Genomic DNA, 22,304 nt, shown 5'->3' on the forward strand with positions numbered 1-22,304 from the left:
TACTCATAAAAAATCCTTAGCCCTGACGATGACCGCCACTCTGCTTGAGAAAATTGGCGAACAGCTCGTGGCCCTGCTCGGTCAGGATCGACTCGGGGTGAAACTGCACCCCTTCGACGTTCAATGTCTTGTGGCGCAGGCCCATGATCTCATCGACCGAACCGTCTTCCAGCGCAGTCCAGGCCGTCACTTCCAGGCAATCGGGCAGCGTATCCTGTTTGACCACCAGCGAGTGGTAGCGGGTGACCACCAACGGATGATTCAAGCCATCGAACACCCCGCCGTCTTCGTGAATGACCGGGCTGGTTTTGCCATGCATGACCTGACGCGCGCGGACCACGTCGCCGCCAAAGGCCTGACCGATGGACTGATGCCCGAGACACACGCCCAGAATCGGCAGTTTGCCCGCGAAGTGCTTGATCACATCCAGCGAGACGCCGGCTTCATTGGGCGTGCACGGGCCAGGCGAAACGACGATGTGCTCCGGGTTCAGGGCCTCGATCTCGGCGATGCTCAGTTCGTCATTGCGAATGACTTTGACGTCCGCCCCCAGCTCACCGAGGTACTGCACGACGTTGTAGGTAAACGAATCGTAGTTATCGATCATCAGCAGCATTTTGCTATCAACCTTTTGATTTACTGACTTGATTCAGGCCTTCCGGATTCTGCTTCACTCATGCATCCCCTCGTCAGCCACAAGGCCGGGGGACGGAGAAAAACATCACAAAATCGAAGGCATACAGGTACGGGACCGGCAGGGCCGGCGAGGAAATAGTCAGGCGCGCCAACGCCAACGGGCGTGAGCCTTGATAACGCGCATCAAAAGCTTGCTGACTGTCGTCACGGAAGGGGTCTCATCGGTACGTTTCAGGACATTAGCGTACCGAATCGGCCGGTGCAATATGAATGTACCGGGCCGCGTCGATTGAAAAGCAGTTAAAGGCTGAAAAGAGGGCCGCGCCTCCTTGCGGAGGCGGGATTGAGGCAGGGGCACGATGGCCTGGGAGGTGGGGAGCCGAGAGGAACATCAGTGCGCAATCTCGCGCACATAGGCTTGGCAGGCCTTCAAAGCGATCAATCCCTGATCGCCGTAGTCGGTGATGGCGACAATTCGTCCAGCAGCCGCTGGGTCAAGTTCGCCTCGCGGGCTTCCATGAACCACGCCGCCGGTGTCGGTGCCGGCTGGCATGCCATCGCGCTTGGCGGGGCTGTTGGCGAGGAGGACTGACAAGCGCAAATCAGCGGTAGCCAGGCGATCACGCAAACGAGCCTGAGCAGTCTGTGCATCGCTCAACTCCTTGTGGATGGTTGTATCGTTGGTGTGCAAACGGACTTCCAGCGCCCGTCGTTGTGCCTGCTCGGCGTTCTGCCAGTCGACGACCGCCAGCGCCGCCTGCTCGCGCTCGCGCTGCCACGTCAGCGCTTGCGTGGACAGTTGCAGGCCATAGCGGGCCGCCTGCCATTTCCAGGCGGCCCATGTACCCAGCCCTGACCCCAGCACGAATGCGAGGATCAGGAATCGCATATCCAGCACTTTCACGGCAGCACCTCCAATGCCCGCTGGTAAAGCGCCTGCCGATCCGCCAGGCCGTTGGTACCGCCGTTGATGCGGCGGGTGATCATCAAAAAATCACCCTGGTCTGCCAGCACGTTGAGGTTGGCCCGATCCCAGAACCATGCCGCCGACATGGCCGCGTGGCCGGGTTGTTCGAGCAGTTGCGGCTGGGCAAGCAAGTCCAGCCCGAGCGCCTCCCCGCACGCCTCGTAGTTGGTCCGCCCCGTCACCTGAATCAGCCCACGGCCCCGATACAACTGACCGTCGCCATCTGCTTCTGGCGTGTTGCCCAGACGCAGCGCCAACTGGCCCGTGTCGTACTTCGCCAGGTAGCTGTCACTGCCCAGCTCGCGCACATAACGAAGCTGCCCGGACTCATGCCCTATCTGAGCAATGAACGCGGCGATACGCAGGCGGGTGTCGATGGCGTAACGGGCCATGGCGATGTTGAGAGCAGGAACGAAAACGCCGGCTTTAGAGCCGGCGTTGGGGAGGATTTGTAATAGTTGTTGCTGGTTGATAGGCATGGTTACTCCTGCCTTGCTTATGACGCTCGTCAGTGTCCCCAATCGACGAAGCTCTCGTGACTCAAGAGCGACGCGCATTACGGGTAAAAAACACCCCATCATTGACCTGAGTCATTAGCAGCAGTCATATCGGCAGGTCGCGGCCATAGCGAAAGCAGAAACAACAACTCCAGCCTCATAGCTGGCGCCGGATGCAATTCGTTTTCGCGCACGCCCTGCCAAATGGCTAACTACTCAGAAGGTGGCACATACACAAAAGGCTGCGCAGGCGCCACTGGCCAGTCGAACTTCCTTGGGTAACCTGGCAATGTGTCAATTAGGGAAAGCTGCACGCGATAAAGACGGAACGCGTACAGCTCAGCGTTTATTGCTGGCACGGATTTCAATTGCTCTTCGGTCGCCAGATTCATTGCTATGGCGTCTTGAAGAATATCCAGTTCGTCCAGCAACGAGTGGATTCGATAAGTAGCGTTACTTGATAAGTTATTCCGCTGACTCGTCACCAGTTGCAGGACCGCCTCCTCGGTCGGCTCGAGAACCGGGCCGAACTCACCGGCGAGGGCACGGTTAAACAGATCGACGCCGTGAGCAGCGGAATCGTTGGGAGACGCACTAAAAGGCACCTCGCCGTAAGTGTCTTTAAACTCTGCAAACAACACCCACAGATTAATGTATGTGTGTGTCATATCGGACCACCGTGGATCACGAGCGCTTATTACTGTGTACATATGAATACCTTCGGTTTTCTAGTGAGAGAGTATGGGTTTATGAATGATTGACGCTTGCGGGCGTCGGCGGACCTCCTGTTTCGTTTGATGACAGGAACTAAAACGCCGGCGGTGGGGCCGGCGTCAGGGAGCATGTTCAGTGGTTGTTGCTGGTTGACAGGAATTGATACTCCTCTGGGGCTTGCGGGACGAGCCCACCCCATGAGTCGATAAGGCTCTCCTGTTCAAAAGCGAGATTAAATGGCGAATAAAACAACGCCCCCTCAGAGCGGGGCAGTTCGTCTGTACTTGCGCCCTACCGGGGCTAGCTGTTCTGTAGGCACGGGCAAAAAAAAACCGCTCTCGCAGTCATGTCTACAGGGCAGTTGTACCCGAGGGCGGTGAAGGCCATTTGATCTGGAGAGGGTAATCCGGGGTTTGCTCGATCCGGTTCAGTTCTACGCTATAGCGTTTCCATTCGAGCAAACTTGCCTTCTCCGCCTCGGTGGCATCTCCCAGTTCTTCGGCATACTGCAACGGGGCGATACGTGTAGCTGCTTCCTGCAAACGCTGGTCACGAACCAGCAGAGCGGCGGAAGCCAAAGCGGCCTTCTGCGCTTCCGTATCAAGAACCCATTCACCCTCTCGCCAAACGTAATACTTGCCGGGCCATTGTTTGGCGGTGAGCCGTTCAGGCGGCAGACCGAGGCTGCTCCACTCCTCTACCGAGCCGTCGTTTATTCGATACATCAAGCCACGGCGATCTATGACCTGCTGCAGCTCACCGTTTATCAGTGTCCAGGCAAATCCTGTGTTCGGTTCGTTAAGCAACTCGGTCATGCTTACAGCATTGCTGGGCGTTTGCTCGCCCAGTCCAGGAACAACCGGTAATTCAACAGGCCCTATCAAGGCCCCAGAGTCATCTATCAAGTAAGTAGGCATAATGTCCTCAGATCAGTTTAATACGGCCGGGATAGGCCATGTTGCGGCTACGGAAACGAATCCAGTTGTTCATCGGTTGCTGGTCGTCTCTCATAGCAGCTCCCGTCACGCCGTTATCTGTCGTTTCACGGAGATACGCAGAACCTCCAGCTGGAACCAATGCACCGATCGGCAACAAGCCATTAGGGCCTGTGGAGTTGAGGCGTCCATCTGCCTGGGCGTGACCACTGCCCAACAAGTAAGTACCCGTTTCTATGTCAGACCCGCTCCACTCCTGAGCCACCGTCCTCAGCCAAGTGCCGTCCTGCCAAGATCCGGCGACACGCGACGTATCGACGCCACGAGACTCATCCAGTACCCGCAGGAACTCGCCCCTACCTTCGGGCCCTCGGAAGGTCAGGGCGCCGTCGCCACTGCTCCATCCACCTTCCTTGCCGGTACGAGCTGCTTCGGTGTAAACCATCCCGGACTTTTGCGCATGATCCCAAAGCCACGGCCAGTCGGCGCGGTTGAGAAGCCCACCGTTCAACGCTCCGTATCCTCCTGGGCTGAACAACGTCGTTGTTTCGAAGACGGGCCGTCCCAGAGGTGTGTTGTCGTAGCGTCCTACCGGCCACCAACTCCCGGCACCATCGCTGCGCAGATGCCACCAGTCTCCAGCCCCCATCAGAACCAGAAAGGAATAACCAGCAGCATTTAGATGGGTATGAAACCTGATCTTTTCCCCGGCACTTGCATTAACGGTCAGCCGGTTGCCACTGCCGTCTATTCTGCGAACAATGACGTCCTTGACACCTAGTGCCGCGTTTGAGGAGGGCAGTGTGAACGCACGATTGCCGCCAGTGGCATCCAGTAGCAGCAACTCCATCTGGTCTCTTGTAAAAACTGTATCGGTGGTGAAAGAGAACACTTTTTGAGAGTCGACCTCCTCTACCTCTGTCATTTTGCCGCGCTTGGTGATGTAGATCGCGTCAGTATTAAAAACAAGCTCTACCCACTCCGCCGCATTGAGCTTCAACGTATTGCTGCCGGCACCGTATAGGGAGATGATCTCAGCACCATTGGCCTTGATAGTTGCCGCTGCTGGCGATGCGTTATGAAAGGTTATCGACTTACCTACTACTACGTTCGCTTTGGGAGGCAAGGTCAGCGTGATGCCCCCAAGGTTGATTCTGTGCCAATGCCCCGCCGCTCCGGGCAACAGAGTTTCAGAAGCGGTGTAGCCAAACCCGGCACCTTTATAGGCCTGCCTGACTTGCGAACCAATCTGCGTAATTGCGGTTGCGAGCTGGTCTGTTCTGGTTTCATCAGGCTGCTCACCACCGGCCGCCATCGCATTCAAAATCTCCTGCGTGATCGAGTTACCCCACTGCGCAGGAATAAGCGAGCCGGGCATGCCGGTAGCCGGGTTTTCATCTACAAACTTGCCGCTTGCCAAGCCTACGCCCGGCACACTCTTGGGATAATCCACATTGTGTTCCTCAGTTGAAGTTTACGAATTCGACGCTGTGCGCCGGTGCTGCTCGACGGATCAAACATTCGATTGCGAGTCCGGGATTCACCCCGAACCGCTCTCCCCAGTAGCTGGCCCCGAAGCGTCGGCCCAGGCGCTGGCGCCCGCCGGTGTTCAGGGTCCACATGAATTGCGCGTTCCAGGTGCCAAAGTGCGCCTGGCCAAAACGCGAACGCCCCATACGGGGCGCTCGGTGTTCGGTCACGGTGGCATCGGGGTAGCCCTGGCTGATGGCAATGTCGATGTAGAACGCCGCGTTTTGCCCTCCTGTTGCCACGAGCCGCTGGCGCACCGACAGACGCCGGTCAGCGAACAAGGGTTTGAGCCCCAGGCACGGGTCGGGCAGGTTCATCACCCGCTCCCAGTCCGGGACCAGCTCACTGACGGTGGCGGGGTCCATCTCGTTGAGCAGGTCGAACGCGCGGCCATCGATGCGCGCGAACTCGCGGGACAGCCCGGTAATCACCTGCTGCAATTCCGGCACCCGCTCCGGATCCCACGCTGGGCCGGGGGGCAACAGCGCCTGCAGTTGCCCGGCGTAGTGTTCGGCAGTTCTTATGACGACCATTGAATACCCCCGAACGTGAGCAGCTGGTTGGCCGCCGCAGTAACATTGGCCACTGGCGAAACCAGCACATGATCGGTTTCGCCCGTCGCGCGACTGATGGCCTCGGCGATGTGCGTGAGCAACAGCGTTTCGCCCAGTCCGCCCTCACGGTTGTGCAGGTCCAGCAGCTGCGCCTCGACCGCCGCCCGCACGGCGGAGGTGTCCGGTGTGAGCCGAATCGTGTAGACCACCGGTTTCTGCACCGGCGCCAGCACATACACATCCGCCGTAACCGGACGCAGCGGCTCGATATACGCCGCGACCGCAGCGAGCTGTTCAGCGTCAGGAATGGGATCGGCCTGGTCGTCACGCATGAAGAACACCGCCACAGTCCCTGGCCCCATGAACCGGCGCACACACCAGGCACGCGTCACGCCCGGTACTTCCAGCGCCCAGGTCACGTAATCATCCTGATTGCCGCCATGCGGGATGACCCGGTAGGAGCGCACGACACGCGCACGCAACGACTCGATACTTTCCTGCGAGATGCCGCCGGACAGACCGTCGGCAATGACGGTGAAGGTGCTGTCGATGCCTTCGACCGGTTGCACGGCAGTCATCACCAGACCGGCATCCGCGTTACCCAGAACACCGGCATCCACCGCTTCGACCGTGGTCGTGTTATTGCCCGCAACCGTGGTGACGCCTTTGGTGACACGGTAGAAGCGTCCATCGCTGAACTGCAGCACAGTGTCCGCATCCAGCACCGCGCCGGCTGCAGCGCTGAAGCGCACCGTGCCAGTAGCGGCCTGTGCCACCTTGCGCGGTTGCCTCAGGCGCAGGATGGCTTGCCGCTCGAGGGTCTCCTCGTCGGCGGTGTCCGGCAGAATCTGGTCGGCGATCCAGTCCTGATAGCCGTACAGCCCGTAGGCCGCACCGCTGTGCGCGCGGGACAATACCCGGGCATCGGACTGACGCAGCGCTTCGTCGGCAAGGTCGACCTGGGTTCGGTTGATCAGCGCCGGTAACGTAGGTGTTTCAAACGGCATAAATCACCTGCCACTGTTCAGAAGGGTTGAAACGCACGAGCTGACCGTCAGAGACGACCAGCTCGACGCCCAGGTTCAGGCGGTTGCTCTGAACCTGTTCGGTAAGGATGTTGATGTGCTGGACCTGGCCATCTTCGATCAGCCAGTCGAGCGCTTCGCGGGCATAGAACTCGGCATCTCGCTGGGTCTGGGCAGTCAGCCTGACCCGGCGCAGCAGCCACAGCCTGGAACCGATGCGGTCATTGGCCTGTGCCGGGTAGGTGTCGCCCCACCAGCCATAGCGCTCGGCATCGTCGAACGGGTCGTCCGCTTCGGCACGTCGCCAGGTGAACAGGCTGATGACCACCGAGCGCAGCAGAGACGCCTGCAGAGAGCCTTCGATGATCATCCGGCACCTCCAACGGGCGGCCCGCTCTGGCCATTCCCGCCCTGCACGTTGCCGTGCAGATGGCTGATCTGGCTGATGCCCGCGGCGAGCTGGTCGCCCTGAGAGACGATCTTTCCGGTCTGGGTGATCTGCGGTGTGTCGAAGTTCACGGCCACCGTCGCCTTGATGTTCAAGGTGTCGGTTTCAATGTCGATGACCTTGCCGCGCTTGAGGTGAATCTTGTCGCCCTCGTCGGTGTAGATCGCCACTTCGCCGGACTCCAGCCCCTTGAGCCGATAGCGCCGGTCGGCCACCACCAGCAGCAGACCGTGCGACCGGTCGCCACCAATGAACGCGGCGATACCTTCAGCGCCGGCCAGTGGATTGCTGGTGAAACCGTAGGGTTCGAAGTGCTCCATGTCGTCCTTGACCTCTCCGGCGGTGAGGCGCATTTGCAGCGCCTGCATTTTGCTGCTGGCTCTGGCGAGCACCACGGTGCCGCGCACCAGCATGCGATTGAGTAAGCTCATGAGGTTGTTTCCTCGTCGATGGGCAGCAGCCAGGAGTAAGCATCCTGATTGACCTGCACCTTGCTGCGCTTGTTGGGGTCACCCGGCTCGGCCTGGAAACCTTCAGGCGGACCGACCACCAGTGTGGTGATCGTGCCTTGGTCGCTCAGCGAGTAGGTCACGGCTGAAATCAGCATGTTGCGGCTCGTAAAACCGATGACCGGATCGATCACCCGGACCATGGTGTTATGCCGCCAGAGCGCCCCGTTGGACTGCCGCCAGCCCTGGACCTTGTAGGTGGTGAGCAGCGCCTTGCCGGCCCGCTGACCACGTTCCCAATTGGCGCGACTCAGAGCGAGCTTGGGGGTGATCGGTGCATCCTCATGAACGACCAGTACGCGAAGCCGCTTTTTATGCGCGGGATCGTCATGCCGGTTATCCGTGACCTCGGCCGAGACCTCCGACGACTCCTTGCCGAACGTCTGGTCATTACCGGTTTGTTGACCGATGACCCGGTACTCGGAAAAAAGCCCGGAAAAGTCCCGCGCGATGACGGCGCTCAACACGTTCTTGCCAAGTTCGAGCGCGTCTGCGCTCTGCCCGCGACTACCCGGCCTGGCCAGCACCACATTGCCGTATTCGTCATCGGTGGAAAAAATCCGGAACAGGGTCAGCAGCCGGTCAATGGACTTGAACACGGTTTCGGCAGGCTCGATGGTGTGATCGGCCATCTTCGAGGTTTCCGGTATTTCGCTGATCACCGACAAACCATAGGGAGCAGCCAGCGCTTCAACGATCTTCAGCACCCCCACCTCCTTCCACTGACTCGGCTTGTTGATGGCCGAGCAGTCGATGAGGTCGGCGGTTTTCGAGCGTCCGGAAATCTTTAGCGTGACTTGCTTGCCGTCATAGCTGATCGGCGCGGCAAACACCCAACCGGTCAGAATCAACTCGCCGCCGATACGCACTTCGCACGCGGCGCCAGGCGTGATCGGATGCGAGATTTCAGTGCCCGGCCACTGCCAGGTAATGCTCACGTCAAAGCTGCGCGCCTGACGCTCGATCCCGGCAGAGATTTCCACCGACTTCCAGCCGGCATAGTCGTGCTCGTCAACCGTCAGGGTGACAACGTTAGGGTCGATCATGGGTCACTCCTGAGCGATCTTCAGCGTGCCGGGCGGCACGAAACCCGGATGGGCCAGCCGATTGCGCTGCACCATTTCCTGCGCCCGGCTGGCGTCACCGAATCGGCGATAGGCCAGCACCAGCGCGGGCAACGGCTCGGACACCTTCAGGTCCACCAGACGCACGCCAGAGGCCGCCACCGCGTTGAGGTGCCGGATCAACGCCTGACGCAACGTGTTGAGCGCCAGGTAATGTTCAGGGTCGGCTTTCAAGGACGCTTCCCAGATGGCTGAACTCAGCGTGTCGCGCAGTTCGATCACATCATCGGCAACCGGCACATCCACGCGTTGCAGCGCTTGCGTCACTTGCTGATCCAGCGACGGCACCACCGTGAGCGGCGTGACGGTCGTCGCAACCGGCATGCTCGCGACGATTTTCGACACCTTGACCAACAAGGCATCCTGGACCAGATTGGCCGCGGCCTGCGCCGTCACGCCGGTATCCAGCCCGCTGCTCTGGCTGACCAGATTGATGCCGGACACTGCCTCCGCCTGTTGCGTGGCCTCGGAAATCACCGACCGGTAATCGACCGTTTCAACAGAGGACACGCCGCCATTGCTGCCGGACCTTGCTGCCGCGTTGCTCGCAGCGGTGCCGTTACTGCCACTCGCGGAACCATTGCCTGAGCCGCCCCCTGTCGAGCCGCCGGAACCTGCTCCCGTACTCGCCCCGCCAATACTGCTGGTGCCGTTCGCTCTTCTGGCTCGACGGCTGTCACCGTCGAAACTGGCGAAGAACGTGGTAAACAGCGTGCTGACCGTCAATGGCGCGTTGACCAGCGAATGCACCAGCGCGGTGACATCCGAATAGATCGTCATGAACGGTGTGAACTGCCGCTGAATGGTCGCGAATACACCCGACAGGGCGCTGCGCAGCGCCTGAATATTGATACGCACCGCGTCCACTGTGGCCATCACCGAGCGGTAGCGCCTGAGCGCCGAGTCCAGCAGGCTCTCGGATGCGCCCAGCAACTGCCGTCGCGTATTGAGCGTCGACACGGGAAACTTGAGCGGGTTGGCCGGATAGAATTTCAGGTCCAGCCGGACGAGTCCGCCTTCGCTCAGGTTGTGTGTAACACCACATTCGCCAACCTGGACCTGCACGCGACCCAGCCAAGGATGCACCAGCTCGCCGGCACCTTCCTGCTCCAGTGCCTGCAGCAATTTGTCTCGCTGTTCGAAACAGTCGGGACCGACAATGAACCCCGTCAGCGTATGCACTTTCGACTGTTTGCCCAGCGACTCGAAATAAGGCTCGTCGCGTTGTGGAAACTCATGCAACTGCCCCTTGCGGCCTGCCGGGACGACGGCTTTTTCAATGAAAAAACCGACGCCCCGGAAAGACGCCGGCAGCAGGCTGTCACGCCATGTACTCATGATCCGGCTCCTGCGCCGAGGGTTCGATAACCGACGTTTGGCGATATCGTCAAACCCGGCTGGTTGGTTTGCACTTGCCCCGCACGCAGGCCCGGCGGTGCGTTTTCAAAGCGAATGTTGAGCTCGCCTTCAAGTCGCGGGCCGGCCCCGGCTGCGCCCTGTTGCAACAACAGGCTGCCGGGGGCCAGCGGGGTGGGTACGCCGAGCAATTGGCTGGTCGGCGGCACGCCAGTGGCCTGATTGAGCAACTGTTGATTTGTGCGAACGTTCTCGACGGCACCGGCCGCCAGAAACGCTCCAGTCCCGCCGCCTGGCCCTGCGTTGCGTATCCGCTGTTCTTCCGCGAACTGATTGGCCTTCTCGGTCGCCCGCTGCAGGACGGTCTTATTCGTGTCGCCACCAAACCAGCTCATGATCGGCTCGATGAATGGCTTGATGTCCGCCCACAGACCTGCGAACCAGGTTTTGATCGGCTGCCAGTTCTCGATGACCATGCCCAGCGGCGAAAAACTGAACAGCGTTGCCAGCACATCGGTAAACGGTTGTGCCTCGGCCTTGATGGTTTCCCACAGGCCGGCCAGGTACTCGGACAGCGGCTGCCAGTTGGCCACGACCATGCCCAATGGCGACCATGCAAACAGCGTCTGCAGAAAATCGAAGACCGGCGTGGCCAGCGCTTTGATCACGTCCCACAGCGCAGCAAAGAATTCGCTCAGTGGCTGCCAGTTGGCTGCGATCATGCCCAGCGGCGTCCAGGCGAACACCGCCTTGAGCACGTCCCACAGCGCCATCACCGGTCCGCGAATCGCCTCCCAGACCGCCTGGAAATAAGGTGCGACGGTAGACCAGTTGGCGATCAGAAAACCTGCCGCCAGCGCGAGGCCGCGCACGATCAGGCCCAACGGTGACATGCCCATGACCGCAGCCAGCAGCCCGGCGGCACTCGTCGCAGCGAGAACGGCGACTTGCAGTACGCCGAAAGCAATCGCGGCGCCCACGACGCCCTTGATCACCTCTGGGTGTTCGGCCGCCAGCGCGGCGACCTGAGAAATCATCGGCCCGATCACGGCCATTGCTTCGTTCATCGCCGGCAGGAACATACTGCCGATATTGATGCCCAGACGATCGACACGGTTAGTCATCTCTTTGATGGCAGTGGCCGTGGTCTGGGAGTTGTCTGCGAACTCCTTCTCGATGGAGCCGCTGTTTTGCACGCCCTCCCCGACCTTGGCCAGGTTGGACTTGAGCACATCGAGGTGGGCCAGCAGCGGCGTGATCGCGCCCAGCGATTCGGCACCGAACAGCTGCGTGATGACGTCCGACTGTTTGCCAGGATCAACACTGGAAACCGCCGTCAGGACCTTTTCAATGGTCCCGGACGGGTCACTCTGCATGCCTTGGGTCAGCTGGTTGACGTCGAGCTGCAACGCCTCGAACGCCCCGGCTTTCGCCGCGCCCCCTTCGGTCAACGACTGCATGAACCGCTTCATGCCGCTGGCGGCCACATCGGCCGGCACATCGACGCTGGCCAGGGTCGCGCCCATTGCCGCCAGTTGCCCGGAGGCCATCCCCGCAACCGGCCCGAGCGGGCCCATTGCAGTCACCATGGTGGCGATTTTCTTTTCCAGGTTGTTGCCACCGAGCACGTTGATCTTCTCGGACAACGCCGCGACCTGCGGCTGAGTCATCTGAAACGATGACCGCCACGAGGCCATCATGTCCCCCGACTCGGCCGCCGTCTGATCGAATGCGACGCCCATTTTCACGGCGTCGCTGGCAAACCCGGTCAGTTCTTCGCGCGGTACATTGGCCTTGGCACCCGCGGCGACAATCGCCGCGATACCGTTGGCGCTTTCCGGCAGTCGTTCACTGAGGTCCAGAATGTCGGAACTCATCTGCTGGAACTGTTGCGGTGTTTCAAAGGTGACCGATCGTTTCACGCCGGCCATGCTGGTCTCGAAACCGATCGCTGCCTTTACCCCGGCAATCAAGGGCTCTGCCAAAGCATTGCTCTTGATCATCTCGCCCACTTCGACGTTCCCAAGACCAGAGCCTTTAAGCCTGGTCTCGAAGCCTTCAACGTTGTTGCGGATGGTTGCCAGCGTTGGAGACAGCTTGTCGACGCCGGTAATCAGCGTCTTGATAGTGTCTGCCATCACTCCCCCTGCAGGATCTGGTTGATGCGTTGCGTCTGCAAGATCGACTCGGTGATGATGTCCAGCTCCCTGGACATCATCAGTTCGGGATCGGTCTTCCAGAAATACGCGAGGTCGTAAACGACGGCGATCAGTCCTTCGAGGTTGCTGATGCCGCTGCCATGAAAAAACTCGCAACCTTCCAGCTCAACGTATTGATGTCGCACAGGTCCATCTGATTGACCGACGAGGGCGGGATGCCAGCGCAGACGGCGATGTATTTCGCCGCCACGTCCAGATCCAGGGAGACTTCCTCGTTCTTGTCGATCCTGTACGGCAGGGCCTTGATGGCCCGCGCTTCCTGCGCCGTAGGGCGCCGGAAGGTCAGTTGCGAAAGGGTTTCGCCGTGCGCTTCGATCGGGCTGGCCAGGTCGATGACTTCACTCATTGCCAGCTCCCCTGATTGCCGTCGAATTGCAGTTCGATGGTGCCGTCGTCAGCCTTGCTGCTCGGCTCATCGACCAGGTAGGCGCCGGACAGGACGTAGGTCTTGCCGTTCTTGAACTCACAGGTGATGGTCATATCCACACCAGTAGTGAGCAGCTTGAGCGGCAGATCCGCGGTATGCACGGCGGTGAATTTCAACCAGGCAGCCTTTTCGGTTTCCTTGTAGTAACCAGGCACGACCGTCTCGCGCTTGATGTTCATCAGAGGCGCTTCGCCGCCGCCGCTGATGGTCAATTGGGTGCCATCCACTTTGATGTAGCAGGTACCCGCAACTTTCTGACCCATGTTGTTTATCTCCAGAATGAAAAAACCCGCACGAGGCGGGCTTGAAAGGGTTGGTTAGGCTTATGCCGCTTCGTCGTACTGCAAGCGGAACTGGTTGAGCAGCGCGAACACGCGCAGGCCGTTGATGTAGTCAGGCGGGAACATCACGTTCACGCGGCTTGGGTCATTGCCGTCACGCTCGACGATCAGGTGCTGGGCGAACGTTTCGGCGTTCTCCACATGCCCCTCTTCTTCAAGACGTGCGTACTGCGCAATCAACTCGCCACGGATGGTGCTCGGCGTGATGATCGGCTGGCCGGCACCGAAGCGCGTGCCATCGTTGGCCAGCTTGTGGCGGCCGTACTTGCTGGTGATGATGCCTTGCAGGCGACGGATGATGAACGCCGACTGGTGCATGGTTTCGCTGTCCAGGTACGAGTTGTCAGCCTGGCCATAAGCGTTCTTCTGATAGGTGGTGATCGAACGCTGAATGCGCACGTAACCGCCTTCGTAGTACGCCGTGGCGATGCCGTAACGCAGCAGCGACTCACGCTCGGTCAGGGTGAAACGCTGACTGGCCGGAGCCGGATCGATGCCAGGCATGGTGCCGCTCTGGGTCGGACGGCTGGCGTCGGCAGAGATGAACACCGCCGTGCGCGCAGCCAGTGCAGCAGCTTGCAGCCAGACCGGTTGCGGAACACCGTTTTCGACACCCTGCAGGGTGATGTGCTGGTCGTTGCGCAGTTGACCTGCGGCCACCAGCGTACCGACCGTGCCGCGCTTGGCGCTGTAAACGTGACCGTACAACTGACGCGCCCAGCTCCAGCGACCGGTGCTGTCGTCCATTGCCGCTTTCCAGGCATCCAGCGTGGCGGTGTCGGTCCAGGGCATGCAGATGAACTCGAACGGCTCATCGCCCAGCGCAGCCAGTGCCTTGAGCTGATCAGGCGTACCCACGCCGCCGGTCATGGCCGTAACTGCCGCCGTCAGGCCTGCCGGAATGACTTCGCCATTGGTCTTGCCCTGGCGATTGAATTCCAGCTGGATGTCATTGCCGCTTGCCCCGCTCCATTTGCAGGAAAGGGTCAGCACGCCCGCTTCGACAGCCGCAGTGATCGGCAGGTCTGGCGTGGCATTGATCTTTACCGACAGTGCCGTGGCCGCCTGGGCAGCGGTTGCGCCGTTGACCACAGTGGCCTGCACTCGCATGCCGCCGACATACAGGTTCAGCAGACCGGCTTCGGTCGCCGCCCCGGTGAGGGTGACTTTCGCACCGGCCTTGGCGCCTTCGGTATTGAGCAGCGGCAGGCACCAGACTTCGCCGGTGGGGTCCGCCTTGCGCCAGGTTTCATACATGGAGGCCAGCATGGAGCCCTGACCGCCGATGTTTTTCGCCAACGCCACGCTCGGCACCAGCACCAGAGAACCCAGTTCGGGGCCGGACACGTCGTCGTTGACCTGCGCAACGATCAGGCGACGCATGCTGGCCGACGCGCTGTTGGCGGCAGAGTTGTCCATCTCCGCATAAAACAGCGGCACGCGGACATCGGATGGAATGTTGTTAAAGCTGATAGCCATTGTTTGGCTTCCTCTTGGTTAAGCCGTGAAGGCTTGATGGGTGGTGGTGGATTGCTCGGTTTTAAGGGTGATGTCGCCGTCGTTCTGACGACGCTGCCACCAGGCGTTGAAGGTCACCTGCCGGCCTTCGACGGGCAGCAAATCGCCCGCCTCCGGATCCGGCACAGTGCGGCCCTCGGCCGGTATTACAGTGATGCGTTGAGTCATGGGGTTACCTCTGCTGTGAACTTCGCTTCGATACGGCCATCAGGGCCGGGGGATTTCAGATTCGGATCTGCGGGGTCAACGCAGTCCATCTCGAGGGTGGCGCCGGTAAAACCGGGCAAACCATCCAGATACGCTTCGTGCCAGGTCTCGGCAGGCTGATCGGCGGTGTTGCGGCCCAACTGGAACTGCGCGGCAAAGCCGAAGCGATACGTCACCCGGTCGCCGCTGATCTGCACCAGCGCACCACCGGTGTATTGCATCGCGTCGTAATCGTGATCCGGGTTCCAGCCCACCAGTGCACGCCACAGTTCGGCGCGCAGGGCATGCAGTTGCTCACTGGCTTCCTGCCCGCGCTTGTCACCGCCATCGAGCACCACCACGACATCGATCGTGTCGGTGATGTTCTGGCGAATGACGTTCTGCAAATCGTTGGCCGTGGACTGATCGCCAGTGGCAATCACGTACGCCGACGGGTGAGCGAGCTGATCGCCGAGGGCGACCGCAGCCCAGTCGATACCGGCGCTGATTCGCCCGGCAAAGCTCGGGCAGGTCGCCTGCAAATGGGCAACTATCGGGGTTATCTTCATAAGGAGTTCCGCGTGTGTTGGAGTGATCTGACGTGATGAATGCGCCTACTGGCTTACCTTGCCCAGCGCCTCATCCGCCTTGTCCGCCGCGCGACTGGCCGCATGCGCAGCCTGGCTGGCGATGGAGGCAGCCGTCTCGACCTTGTCCGCCGCCTGCGTTGTGGTTTCGGCCAGCCTGTCCAGGCGCCGGTCGCGTTTGCCCAGTGCTGCGTCATAGGCATTGCGAACCTCGGCCAACTGCTGCGTATGCTCGGCATTCGCCGACCACTGCCCAGCCTGAAAACCAAGCATCAGGCAGCCAGCGATCAGCAGCATGGAAATCAACCAGACCTCCAGGCGCCGCCACCAATGGCGAGCGATGAAATCAATTGCGCATCTGTGCATCGTTTGCACCTCCGAGTTGGGATCGCAGCCGGGCTATTTCGGCGCTTTGCGTAGTGACCTTGTCGGTAAGCTGAACGATGTGGCTGGTGAGGGCTTCGATCTTGCCCTCCATCCGGCCAACCGCTGCGGCGAGCTCGTTGCGCTCCTTGGCGAACTGATCAGCCCGCGCTTCAGCCTCTTTGCGCGCCTGGCGCTCGGAGTCGAGCAGTTCATTGAGGCGGCGAACCGTGCCGATGTCCGCGTTGTCCATCGCCCGGTCTGTTGCATCTCTGGAAAGAAACTTGCGCAGCCATAAAAAGCCGCCAAGCAGAATTGTGCCCGTGCCGCCCAGCCAGGTAGCTGTGCCTGGGCCTAGGTCGGTTGGGTCCATGGGTACTCCGTAACAGGCTGGTGGACTCTCAAGGCCCTCGTTGATCGAAAGCCTGAACAAACTGGAAAGAGCCCATTGATACGGGGCTCCGTTGTCGGGTCAGAACGGAATGACTTGCACCGTCATGCCTGTGCATAACCCCACAGGGCAATGCGCTCGGCAAAGTACGGTGTGACCAGTGCGACGGTCTGCGCCTGGTTGCTGGCTTCCAGGCTCATCTTTTCGCCATCGGTGCCTGGTCCTGTGACCCACAGCGTCACTGGCACCATTTCTGCCTTCGCTTTATCGAGCAGGTTTTTCAGCGCGGTGCGACCGGCAGCCGTTGGCGGAATCCCTGTTTCACCGATAAATGCGGCCATCTTGTTAGTCTTGGCATAGGTCAGAAACGGACCCACGATTTCATCGCGCAGAACGGTCGGCGAGATCAAATCGTTGTTATTGGCGTAGGCACCGCTGGAGCTTTTATCGTAATCGCCGTAAGCGTGGGCTTCCCAGACGATTGCATTGGCCGGATCGACAATCTTCGACTGAAGGTTGGCAGAGACGGTGGCCCAGTTTCTGGCGCTTGCAAACTCCAGCCCACAAATGAACACCGGCTTTTTCGAGCTGTTGCGCAACGCCTGCAGCACGGTATTCATCGTGCTGATGTACAGCGCTTCAAGATCAGGCAACGTAATGTAGTCTTTGGCACCTGCCGTGGTATTCGAATACGGCTCGTTACCCAACCCCCAGCCCAGCACCATCGGATCGTCGCATTCAGTGACCAGCTTCTGGTGGAAGTTGGCCAGGTGAACGGCGCTCCAGAAAGTGCCGTTGACACCGTTCCCGTCCTTGATCAATACCGATTCGGTTGCCTTCCAGCCATTCTGATTACCCGCCTCTGCGGCAGGAAGAATGCGTCCGGTCAGCGTCCCGTTTGCATCTGTTTCGTAGCGATGCAACCGCATGTAGTGGTGCGGATCAGGAATGATTCTGGCCTCGCCGTTGGAGTCATCGCGAATCCAGCCAAGCATTTCTTTCCAGCGCTTCACAAAATCGGTGTTCAGGTTCGCCCCTTGGCCTGGCAGACCGTCCAGAGTCGACAGCTGAATGGCGCGCTGAAGTTCGAACGGAAACCGGATCAGACGCACGCCCCGGTTCTTGACCCAGGTCGTGATGGTTCCACGATTGGGCCACTGGTAATGAGTCCCGGCCTCGCCCGGCACGATCTGTCCGGCGTTCGCCACCGAACCCAGGTTGATACCTACCAGCGGAATATTCTTCAGCTGGCTGACAGCAGAACTGCTATTGGACATGATTGATACCTCTAGTTGGCACCGCGAGGCAGCAGCGACGCTGCTGTACCTCTTTCGCTCAACGGCGATAACTCGAGGCTCGCGGCCTTCACATGATTCAACGTCCCGCAGCGGGAACATTTGATCTGGAGCTCTGTGTATTCACCCACGCGGGCCAGCAGTTTCCTGCACTGCCCGCATCTAAAGCTTTTCAACATCTACATTGGCCTCCATGCGCCTGGCCCAATGAAAAACCCCGCCGGAGCGGGGTTTGAGGTGGGTCGCCAGTGACCGGTTGTGGCTGTTGATCAGCCTGTTTCCGGCTGCTGCCCTGAGGCGCAAATCGCATATCGTGGGACCTTTTTACCCCCCTCCGGAAAGCCTGGGAAGGGGCAGTTTCGGGGTGGGTCGAGTTTGACCTGAGTTCAACACGAGTTCGGCCACAGCTGTGCAATCGACCCGGATAAACGGTGTGAAACCGTGTCTTCATTCACCCTTGGGCAGCCTTGTCGGCGACCGCATTGTTGCTTCTGGAAGCGCTGCGCTCAGCGAGAATCGCCAGCACTTGCTGGTGCAGCTTGTTGAGCCAGTTGCGATAGGTGCGGTCTGCGCCCTCATTAATGCCCACCAGGCGCATCTGCTCGCGCACCGGCAACGACTCGACATAACGCAATGTCGCCAGCTGGGCCAGTTCGGGCCCGCGGCTCTTTGCCGGGCTGCGCGACAGCTGCGCCACGGCCGCCTCGACTTCGCTGCTTATATAGTCCAGGCCGCTGCCATTACCCACCAGCGCGCGCGAGCCGGGTGTGCGACGCGGAATGTACGCGCCCCATTCCATGATCCCGGCCATCGGACTGCTCAGCCCGCCGCCCAGACCAATGCGCATGCGCTGTTCACCCCAATGCTGCATCACGGCTTCTACTTTCTCGATCATTGTGTCTCTCCTGTAGGACCTTTCTGAAAAGCTGCGCAGCGTCTTTCGCTACACAGAACCAAGGCCTTACAATACATTTTGTATTTTTATGACACAACGAAGCATTACATTATGTATATTGCTCAACACCCTACAGCCTGTATGATTCGACGCATGAACAGAAAATGGTATGAAGTCGCAAGACAGGTCATGGAAACCCAGGAAATCAGCCAGGAAGAAATGGCTGAGCGGATGGGCGTGACGCCCGGCGCGGTAGGGCATTGGCTGAACGGCAAGCGTGAACCGAAGATCGAGGTCATCAATCGATTTCTGACCGAGCTCGGCCTGCCGATTCTCACCACCTCCATCCCGGCCAGCGAACCCGGCATGCACAACGTGGAGCCCACGGTGCAGCCTTCGCGTTTCTATCGATACCCGGTCATCAGCTGGGTCGAGGCCGGTGGCTGGAGTGAGGCCGTCGAGCCCTACCCTGCCGGCTATTCGGACACTTTCGAGATCAGCGACTATAAAGCCAAGGGCAGAGCTTTCTGGCTGGTAGTGCGTGGCGACTCGATGACCGCGCCCGCAGGGCAGAGCATTCCCGAAGGCATGTTGATTCTGGTCGACACCGGAATCGAGCCCACTGCCGGCAAGCTGGTCATCGCCAAGCTGCCGGAAAGCAACGAGGCTACCTTCAAAAAACTGGTCGAAGACGCCGGACGCTACTTTCTCAAGCCGCTGAACCCCGCCTACCCGACCCTTGCGGTGACCGAGGAGTGCAAACTGATCGGCGTCATCAGGCAGATGACCATGCGTCTCTGAAGCGCGGCACGCCCCGCCCAAGCCCCGATAATCGGGGCTTTTTCATGCGCCACTGTTTCAGTCCGGGCAGGTGTCCGTGTAGGAAACATTTGTAGCTTGCGTGAGAAACACCCCTCAATTACTGTATGCACATACAGTAAAAAGGAGTTCACTCATGCTCAAGCAGTTCCCCGACACCTCGCAACATGACGCTTATCTGGCATTGGCACAGCGGATTCAGGACGCTATCACCAGTGACAAGGCCCAGATCGAGCATCAGGTCCTGCTGATCAGGGAGCCTGGCGAGTCGGTGGCCCACTGGGAGCGCATCATGGATCAGATCAGCGAGGCCGACGGCATCAACGTAACCCGCAACTCTGAAAACGGCACTGCCCACGTGTCCTGGTACATCGATTCCCTGTGATTCGAACTATACAGATCGTATTTAAAATACAAACTGTATTGTCACGACGCGCTACATATCGTATTGTTTGTCTGCACCCCATTTCGGGAGTACTCACATGCAAACCACAGGGAGTCATGGAATGAACGAAATACTGGATCAACTCCGCAAAGAATTCGCCACGCCGTGCCCTTCGCTGAGCGCCGTCAGAGAGCGTTATTTTTCGCACCTGTCGAACGACAGGAATCTGCTGCGCAAGATCAACGCAGGGCGCATCGACTTGAAGGTCAGCCGTACAGGCGGCAGTCGTCAGGGCCACCCCTTCGTATACCTGCACGACCTGGCCAACTACCTGAGCGCCATCGTGACCAACAGGGCCGCCTGAGGTCAAAAAAGCACCGCCGCAGCGCGATAATGTTCATCGAACTTTGCAGTCATGAAAAATCTTGCTACGTTTCCGGTACAAAACAAAAACAATCGGGATCCGTTCATGACCAAGACATCGAGGCGCTGGCCCTTCGCGGCCTGCCTGTTATCGCTTGCCTGCGGCACCGCTGCTGCCGCGCCCTATTCGACCATGGTGGTGTTCGGTGACAGCCTGGCCGATGCCGGGCAGTTTCCCGACACCGCCGGGCCCAGGGGCTCTACGCTTCGGTTCACCAATCGGGTCGGCCCCACTTATCAGGACGGCAGTGGAGAGGTGTTCAATCTGAACTCGTCGACGCTGATCGGCAGGATGCTCGGTGTGCCGGCAGGAGATCTGGCGGCTTCCACGTCGCCGGTCAATGCTGCGCTGGGCGCACCCGATGGCAATAACTGGGCAGTCGGCGGCTATCGGACCGACCAGATTCTTGACTCGATCAACTCGCAATCCACCGTCGTCGACCCGAACACCGGCACATTGCTGCGCAGCAGGACCGGTTATCTGCCCGCCAACGGTTTTCGCGCCGCCCCCAACGCGCTTTATTACCTGACCGGAGGCGGCAACGACTTCCTGCAGGGTCGTGTGTTGAGTGCCAGCAGCGCCGCGCAAGCTGCCAACCAGCTGGCTGACAGCGCGCAAGCCCTGCAACAGGCCGGTGCGCGCTACATCATGGTCTGGTTGCTGCCGGATATCGGTAAAACGCCAGCCTTGAGCGGTTCGCCACTGGCTTCGGCAACTTCCGCACTCAGCGCGGGCTTCAATCAGCAGTTAGTCAGCCGACTGGCGCAGATCAATGCCCAGATCATTCCGCTGAATGTTCCATTGCTGATCAATGAAGTCCTCGCCGAACCGGCACGCTTCGGGTTCGATCCCAACGAGAATCTGGTCAGTACCTGTTTCAGCGGCAATAGCTGCCGGGAAAGCACCACCAACGGCCGGTCCAGTGCGACGCCGAATCCAAACCGGCTGTTCTTCAACGATCGCGTGCACCCGACCGAGGCCGGGCAGAGGTTGCTGGCCGACTACGCCTACTCGCTGCTTTCGGCCCCCTGGGAAATCTCCCTGCTGCCGGAAATGGCCAATGGCACGCTGCGCATGCATCAGGACGAAATTCGCGCCCAGTGGCTCAGCGACTGGGGCAACTGGCAAGGCATAGGACAGTGGCAGAGCATGCTTTCGGCAGGCGGTCAGAAAATGGACTTCGACGCGCAGGACAGCTCGGCTGATGCTGGCGGAAGAGGCTATAACCTGACCATCGGCGGCAGCTACCGATTTGCCGAAAACTGGCGCACTGGGGTTGTCGCCGGGGCGTATCGCCAGAATCTTGAGGCAGGGCCAAGGGATTCGGACTACACACTCAACAGCTACATCGCCACTGCGTTCCTGCAGTATCAGGCCAACCACTGGTGGGGTGATCTGGCGGTGTCAGGCGGCAAACTGGACTACGAAAATGCCGAGCGCAAGTTCGCGCTGGGCGTCAGCGAAGGTCAGGAAAAAGGCGATACCGACGGCGAAATGTTGGCTGTCAGCGGGCGGGTCGGTTTCGACATCGCGGGCCCGACCAGTCGCTGGCATCTGTCGCCGTTCGTCAGCGCCGATTACGCGCACATCGATGTCGACGGCTACTCGGAAAAAGGCGACCGCTCGACCGCGCTGACCTTCAGTGACCAGACGCGCAAATCGCGGCGTGCTGGCGTGGGTGTGCAGGGCAAATTCCAGGTGACACCGAGCACACAGGTATGGGGCGAAGTGGCCCATGAAAGGGAGTTCGAGACCGATCAGCAGGACGTGACCATGGCGCTCAACAGCGTCCAGTTAGTCGGTTTCACGCTGCAAGGCTACACGCCGCAACGCGATTTGAACCGGGCCACGCTGGGCGTCAGCCAGAAGCTGACTCAGGACCTGACACTGCGCGGCAATTACAACTGGCGCAAGAACGACGACGTGACCCAGCAAGGGGTAAATGTCGCGTTGGGTCTGAGTTTCTAGACTGCCCGCAGGAGGGAGCGTGAGGAACGATAATCTGACTATCGTGCCCATGCTCCGCGTGGGCATGCCGTTCTGGACGCTCCGCGTCCTGTCCTGAGAACTGCGGCGCGGCGCAAATCTGTGACGCGGAGCGTCACCCACGGCATTCCCACGCTGGAGCGTGAGGAACGATAGCTCTCCAACTACCGTTC

Annotated in this window: 28 protein-coding genes; 4 read left to right on the plus strand and 24 right to left on the minus strand. The window is 59.9% G+C overall.

From position 1 onward, the window contains the following. Positions 1 to 16: 16 nt before the first annotated feature. From KUIN1_RS24080 to KUIN1_RS24200, 24 genes are all read right to left on the minus strand, one after another. Complete coding sequence (locus KUIN1_RS24080; RefSeq protein WP_003394873.1) at positions 17 to 616, minus strand: aminodeoxychorismate/anthranilate synthase component II; 600 nt, start codon at positions 614 to 616, stop codon at positions 17 to 19. A gap of 411 nt (positions 617 to 1,027) precedes the next feature. Then, a complete protein-coding gene (locus KUIN1_RS24085; protein WP_172980079.1) occupies positions 1,028 to 1,540 on the minus strand; it encodes a lysis system i-spanin subunit Rz in 513 nt (170 codons plus the stop codon). Continuing rightward, a complete protein-coding gene (locus KUIN1_RS24090; RefSeq protein ID WP_057457391.1) occupies positions 1,537 to 2,082 on the minus strand; it encodes a glycoside hydrolase family 19 protein in 546 nt (181 codons plus the stop codon). The genes KUIN1_RS24085 and KUIN1_RS24090 overlap by 4 nt, the downstream gene beginning before the upstream one ends. 230 nt (positions 2,083 to 2,312) lie before the next feature. Then, positions 2,313 to 2,810: a tail fiber assembly protein gene (locus KUIN1_RS24095; protein ID WP_024639973.1), complete on the minus strand. Its 498-nt coding sequence runs from the start codon at positions 2,808 to 2,810 to the stop codon at positions 2,313 to 2,315. Between the two features lie 354 nt (positions 2,811 to 3,164). Continuing rightward, positions 3,165 to 3,731, minus strand: coding sequence for a tail fiber assembly protein (locus KUIN1_RS24100; protein ID WP_024639975.1), 567 nt, complete (start codon positions 3,729 to 3,731; stop codon positions 3,165 to 3,167). A gap of 7 nt (positions 3,732 to 3,738) precedes the next feature. Next, positions 3,739 to 5,202 carry a hypothetical protein gene (locus KUIN1_RS24105; RefSeq protein ID WP_024639976.1) on the minus strand — a complete coding sequence of 488 codons (1,464 nt, stop codon included), beginning with the start codon at positions 5,200 to 5,202 and terminating at the stop codon, positions 3,739 to 3,741. Between the two features lie 10 nt (positions 5,203 to 5,212). Then, positions 5,213 to 5,812, minus strand: a complete 600-nt coding sequence (locus tag KUIN1_RS24110) for a YmfQ family protein (RefSeq protein ID WP_010439013.1) — start codon at positions 5,810 to 5,812, stop codon at positions 5,213 to 5,215. Further along, on the minus strand, positions 5,800 to 6,840 hold the full coding sequence (locus KUIN1_RS24115) for a baseplate J/gp47 family protein (RefSeq protein WP_003401993.1): 1,041 nt from the start codon (positions 6,838 to 6,840) through the stop codon (positions 5,800 to 5,802). The genes KUIN1_RS24110 and KUIN1_RS24115 overlap by 13 nt, the downstream gene beginning before the upstream one ends. After that, the gene (locus tag KUIN1_RS24120) at positions 6,830 to 7,228 is read right to left on the minus strand and encodes a phage GP46 family protein (protein WP_003316288.1); all 399 of its coding nucleotides are present in this window, start codon (positions 7,226 to 7,228) and stop codon (positions 6,830 to 6,832) included. The genes KUIN1_RS24115 and KUIN1_RS24120 overlap by 11 nt, the downstream gene beginning before the upstream one ends. Then, on the minus strand, positions 7,225 to 7,737 hold the full coding sequence (locus tag KUIN1_RS24125; protein ID WP_003372720.1) for a phage baseplate assembly protein V: 513 nt from the start codon (positions 7,735 to 7,737) through the stop codon (positions 7,225 to 7,227). Before KUIN1_RS24125 ends, KUIN1_RS24120 begins: the two co-directional genes overlap by 4 nt. Beyond that, entirely contained in the window at positions 7,734 to 8,861 is a 1,128-nt protein-coding gene (locus KUIN1_RS24130) for a phage baseplate assembly protein (RefSeq protein WP_003401994.1), read from the minus strand. Before KUIN1_RS24130 ends, KUIN1_RS24125 begins: the two co-directional genes overlap by 4 nt. Before the next feature lie 3 nt (positions 8,862 to 8,864). Further along, complete coding sequence (locus KUIN1_RS24135; RefSeq protein WP_024652215.1) at positions 8,865 to 10,277, minus strand: DNA circularization protein; 1,413 nt, start codon at positions 10,275 to 10,277, stop codon at positions 8,865 to 8,867. Next, positions 10,274 to 12,433, minus strand: coding sequence for a phage tail tape measure protein (locus KUIN1_RS24140; protein ID WP_152092333.1), 2,160 nt, complete (start codon positions 12,431 to 12,433; stop codon positions 10,274 to 10,276). Before KUIN1_RS24140 ends, KUIN1_RS24135 begins: the two co-directional genes overlap by 4 nt. After that, positions 12,433 to 12,639, minus strand: a complete 207-nt coding sequence (locus tag KUIN1_RS24145; protein ID WP_116830836.1) for a hypothetical protein — start codon at positions 12,637 to 12,639, stop codon at positions 12,433 to 12,435. Before KUIN1_RS24145 ends, KUIN1_RS24140 begins: the two co-directional genes overlap by 1 nt. Continuing rightward, positions 12,564 to 12,860 (minus strand): phage tail assembly protein, encoded by a 297-nt coding sequence (locus KUIN1_RS24150; protein WP_003316280.1) that lies wholly within the window; start codon positions 12,858 to 12,860, stop codon positions 12,564 to 12,566. Before KUIN1_RS24150 ends, KUIN1_RS24145 begins: the two co-directional genes overlap by 76 nt. After that, the gene (locus KUIN1_RS24155) at positions 12,857 to 13,204 is read right to left on the minus strand and encodes a phage tail tube protein (RefSeq protein ID WP_003316279.1); all 348 of its coding nucleotides are present in this window, start codon (positions 13,202 to 13,204) and stop codon (positions 12,857 to 12,859) included. Before KUIN1_RS24155 ends, KUIN1_RS24150 begins: the two co-directional genes overlap by 4 nt. Before the next feature lie 60 nt (positions 13,205 to 13,264). Further along, positions 13,265 to 14,761, minus strand: a complete 1,497-nt coding sequence (locus KUIN1_RS24160) for a phage tail sheath subtilisin-like domain-containing protein (RefSeq protein ID WP_003422754.1) — start codon at positions 14,759 to 14,761, stop codon at positions 13,265 to 13,267. Positions 14,762 to 14,779: 18 nt separating this feature from the next. Beyond that, positions 14,780 to 14,968, minus strand: coding sequence for a DUF2635 domain-containing protein (locus tag KUIN1_RS24165; RefSeq protein WP_003401999.1), 189 nt, complete (start codon positions 14,966 to 14,968; stop codon positions 14,780 to 14,782). Beyond that, positions 14,965 to 15,555, minus strand: coding sequence for a phage tail terminator protein (locus KUIN1_RS24170; protein WP_011269116.1), 591 nt, complete (start codon positions 15,553 to 15,555; stop codon positions 14,965 to 14,967). The genes KUIN1_RS24165 and KUIN1_RS24170 overlap by 4 nt, the downstream gene beginning before the upstream one ends. Before the next feature lie 45 nt (positions 15,556 to 15,600). Next, positions 15,601 to 15,939 carry a lipoprotein gene (locus tag KUIN1_RS24175; RefSeq protein WP_011269117.1) on the minus strand — a complete coding sequence of 113 codons (339 nt, stop codon included), beginning with the start codon at positions 15,937 to 15,939 and terminating at the stop codon, positions 15,601 to 15,603. Next, positions 15,920 to 16,309: a hypothetical protein gene (locus KUIN1_RS24180; RefSeq protein ID WP_003411734.1), complete on the minus strand. Its 390-nt coding sequence runs from the start codon at positions 16,307 to 16,309 to the stop codon at positions 15,920 to 15,922. The genes KUIN1_RS24175 and KUIN1_RS24180 overlap by 20 nt, the downstream gene beginning before the upstream one ends. Before the next feature lie 122 nt (positions 16,310 to 16,431). Continuing rightward, positions 16,432 to 17,604, minus strand: a complete 1,173-nt coding sequence (locus tag KUIN1_RS24185) for a cellulase family glycosylhydrolase (RefSeq protein WP_024639983.1) — start codon at positions 17,602 to 17,604, stop codon at positions 16,432 to 16,434. A gap of 11 nt (positions 17,605 to 17,615) precedes the next feature. Next, entirely contained in the window at positions 17,616 to 17,801 is a 186-nt protein-coding gene (locus KUIN1_RS24190) for a Com family DNA-binding transcriptional regulator (RefSeq protein ID WP_003402007.1), read from the minus strand. A gap of 272 nt (positions 17,802 to 18,073) precedes the next feature. Continuing rightward, on the minus strand, positions 18,074 to 18,517 hold the full coding sequence (locus KUIN1_RS24200; RefSeq protein ID WP_024661078.1) for a hypothetical protein: 444 nt from the start codon (positions 18,515 to 18,517) through the stop codon (positions 18,074 to 18,076). A gap of 189 nt (positions 18,518 to 18,706) precedes the next feature. On the opposite strand from KUIN1_RS24200, the gene KUIN1_RS24205 reads away from it, so the two are divergent. The 4 genes from KUIN1_RS24205 to estP all read left to right on the plus strand — a co-directional run bounded on the left by KUIN1_RS24205 (position 18,707) and on the right by estP (position 22,113). After that, the gene (locus KUIN1_RS24205) at positions 18,707 to 19,318 is read left to right on the plus strand and encodes a LexA family protein (protein ID WP_024639984.1); all 612 of its coding nucleotides are present in this window, start codon (positions 18,707 to 18,709) and stop codon (positions 19,316 to 19,318) included. 154 nt (positions 19,319 to 19,472) lie between these two features. Next, positions 19,473 to 19,721, plus strand: a complete 249-nt coding sequence (locus KUIN1_RS24210) for a DUF1654 domain-containing protein (protein ID WP_024639985.1) — start codon at positions 19,473 to 19,475, stop codon at positions 19,719 to 19,721. Positions 19,722 to 19,842: 121 nt separating this feature from the next. Then, positions 19,843 to 20,085 (plus strand): pyocin activator PrtN family protein, encoded by a 243-nt coding sequence (locus tag KUIN1_RS24215; protein ID WP_003316268.1) that lies wholly within the window; start codon positions 19,843 to 19,845, stop codon positions 20,083 to 20,085. A 105-nt stretch (positions 20,086 to 20,190) separates the two neighbouring features. After that, positions 20,191 to 22,113 (plus strand): esterase EstP, encoded by a 1,923-nt coding sequence (gene estP / locus KUIN1_RS24220; protein WP_152092334.1) that lies wholly within the window; start codon positions 20,191 to 20,193, stop codon positions 22,111 to 22,113. Positions 22,114 to 22,304 lie beyond the last annotated feature (191 nt).

This window comes from Pseudomonas sp. KUIN-1 (assembly GCF_009176725.1).
GTDB classification, from domain to species: Bacteria; Pseudomonadota; Gammaproteobacteria; order Pseudomonadales; family Pseudomonadaceae; genus Aquipseudomonas; species Aquipseudomonas fragariae.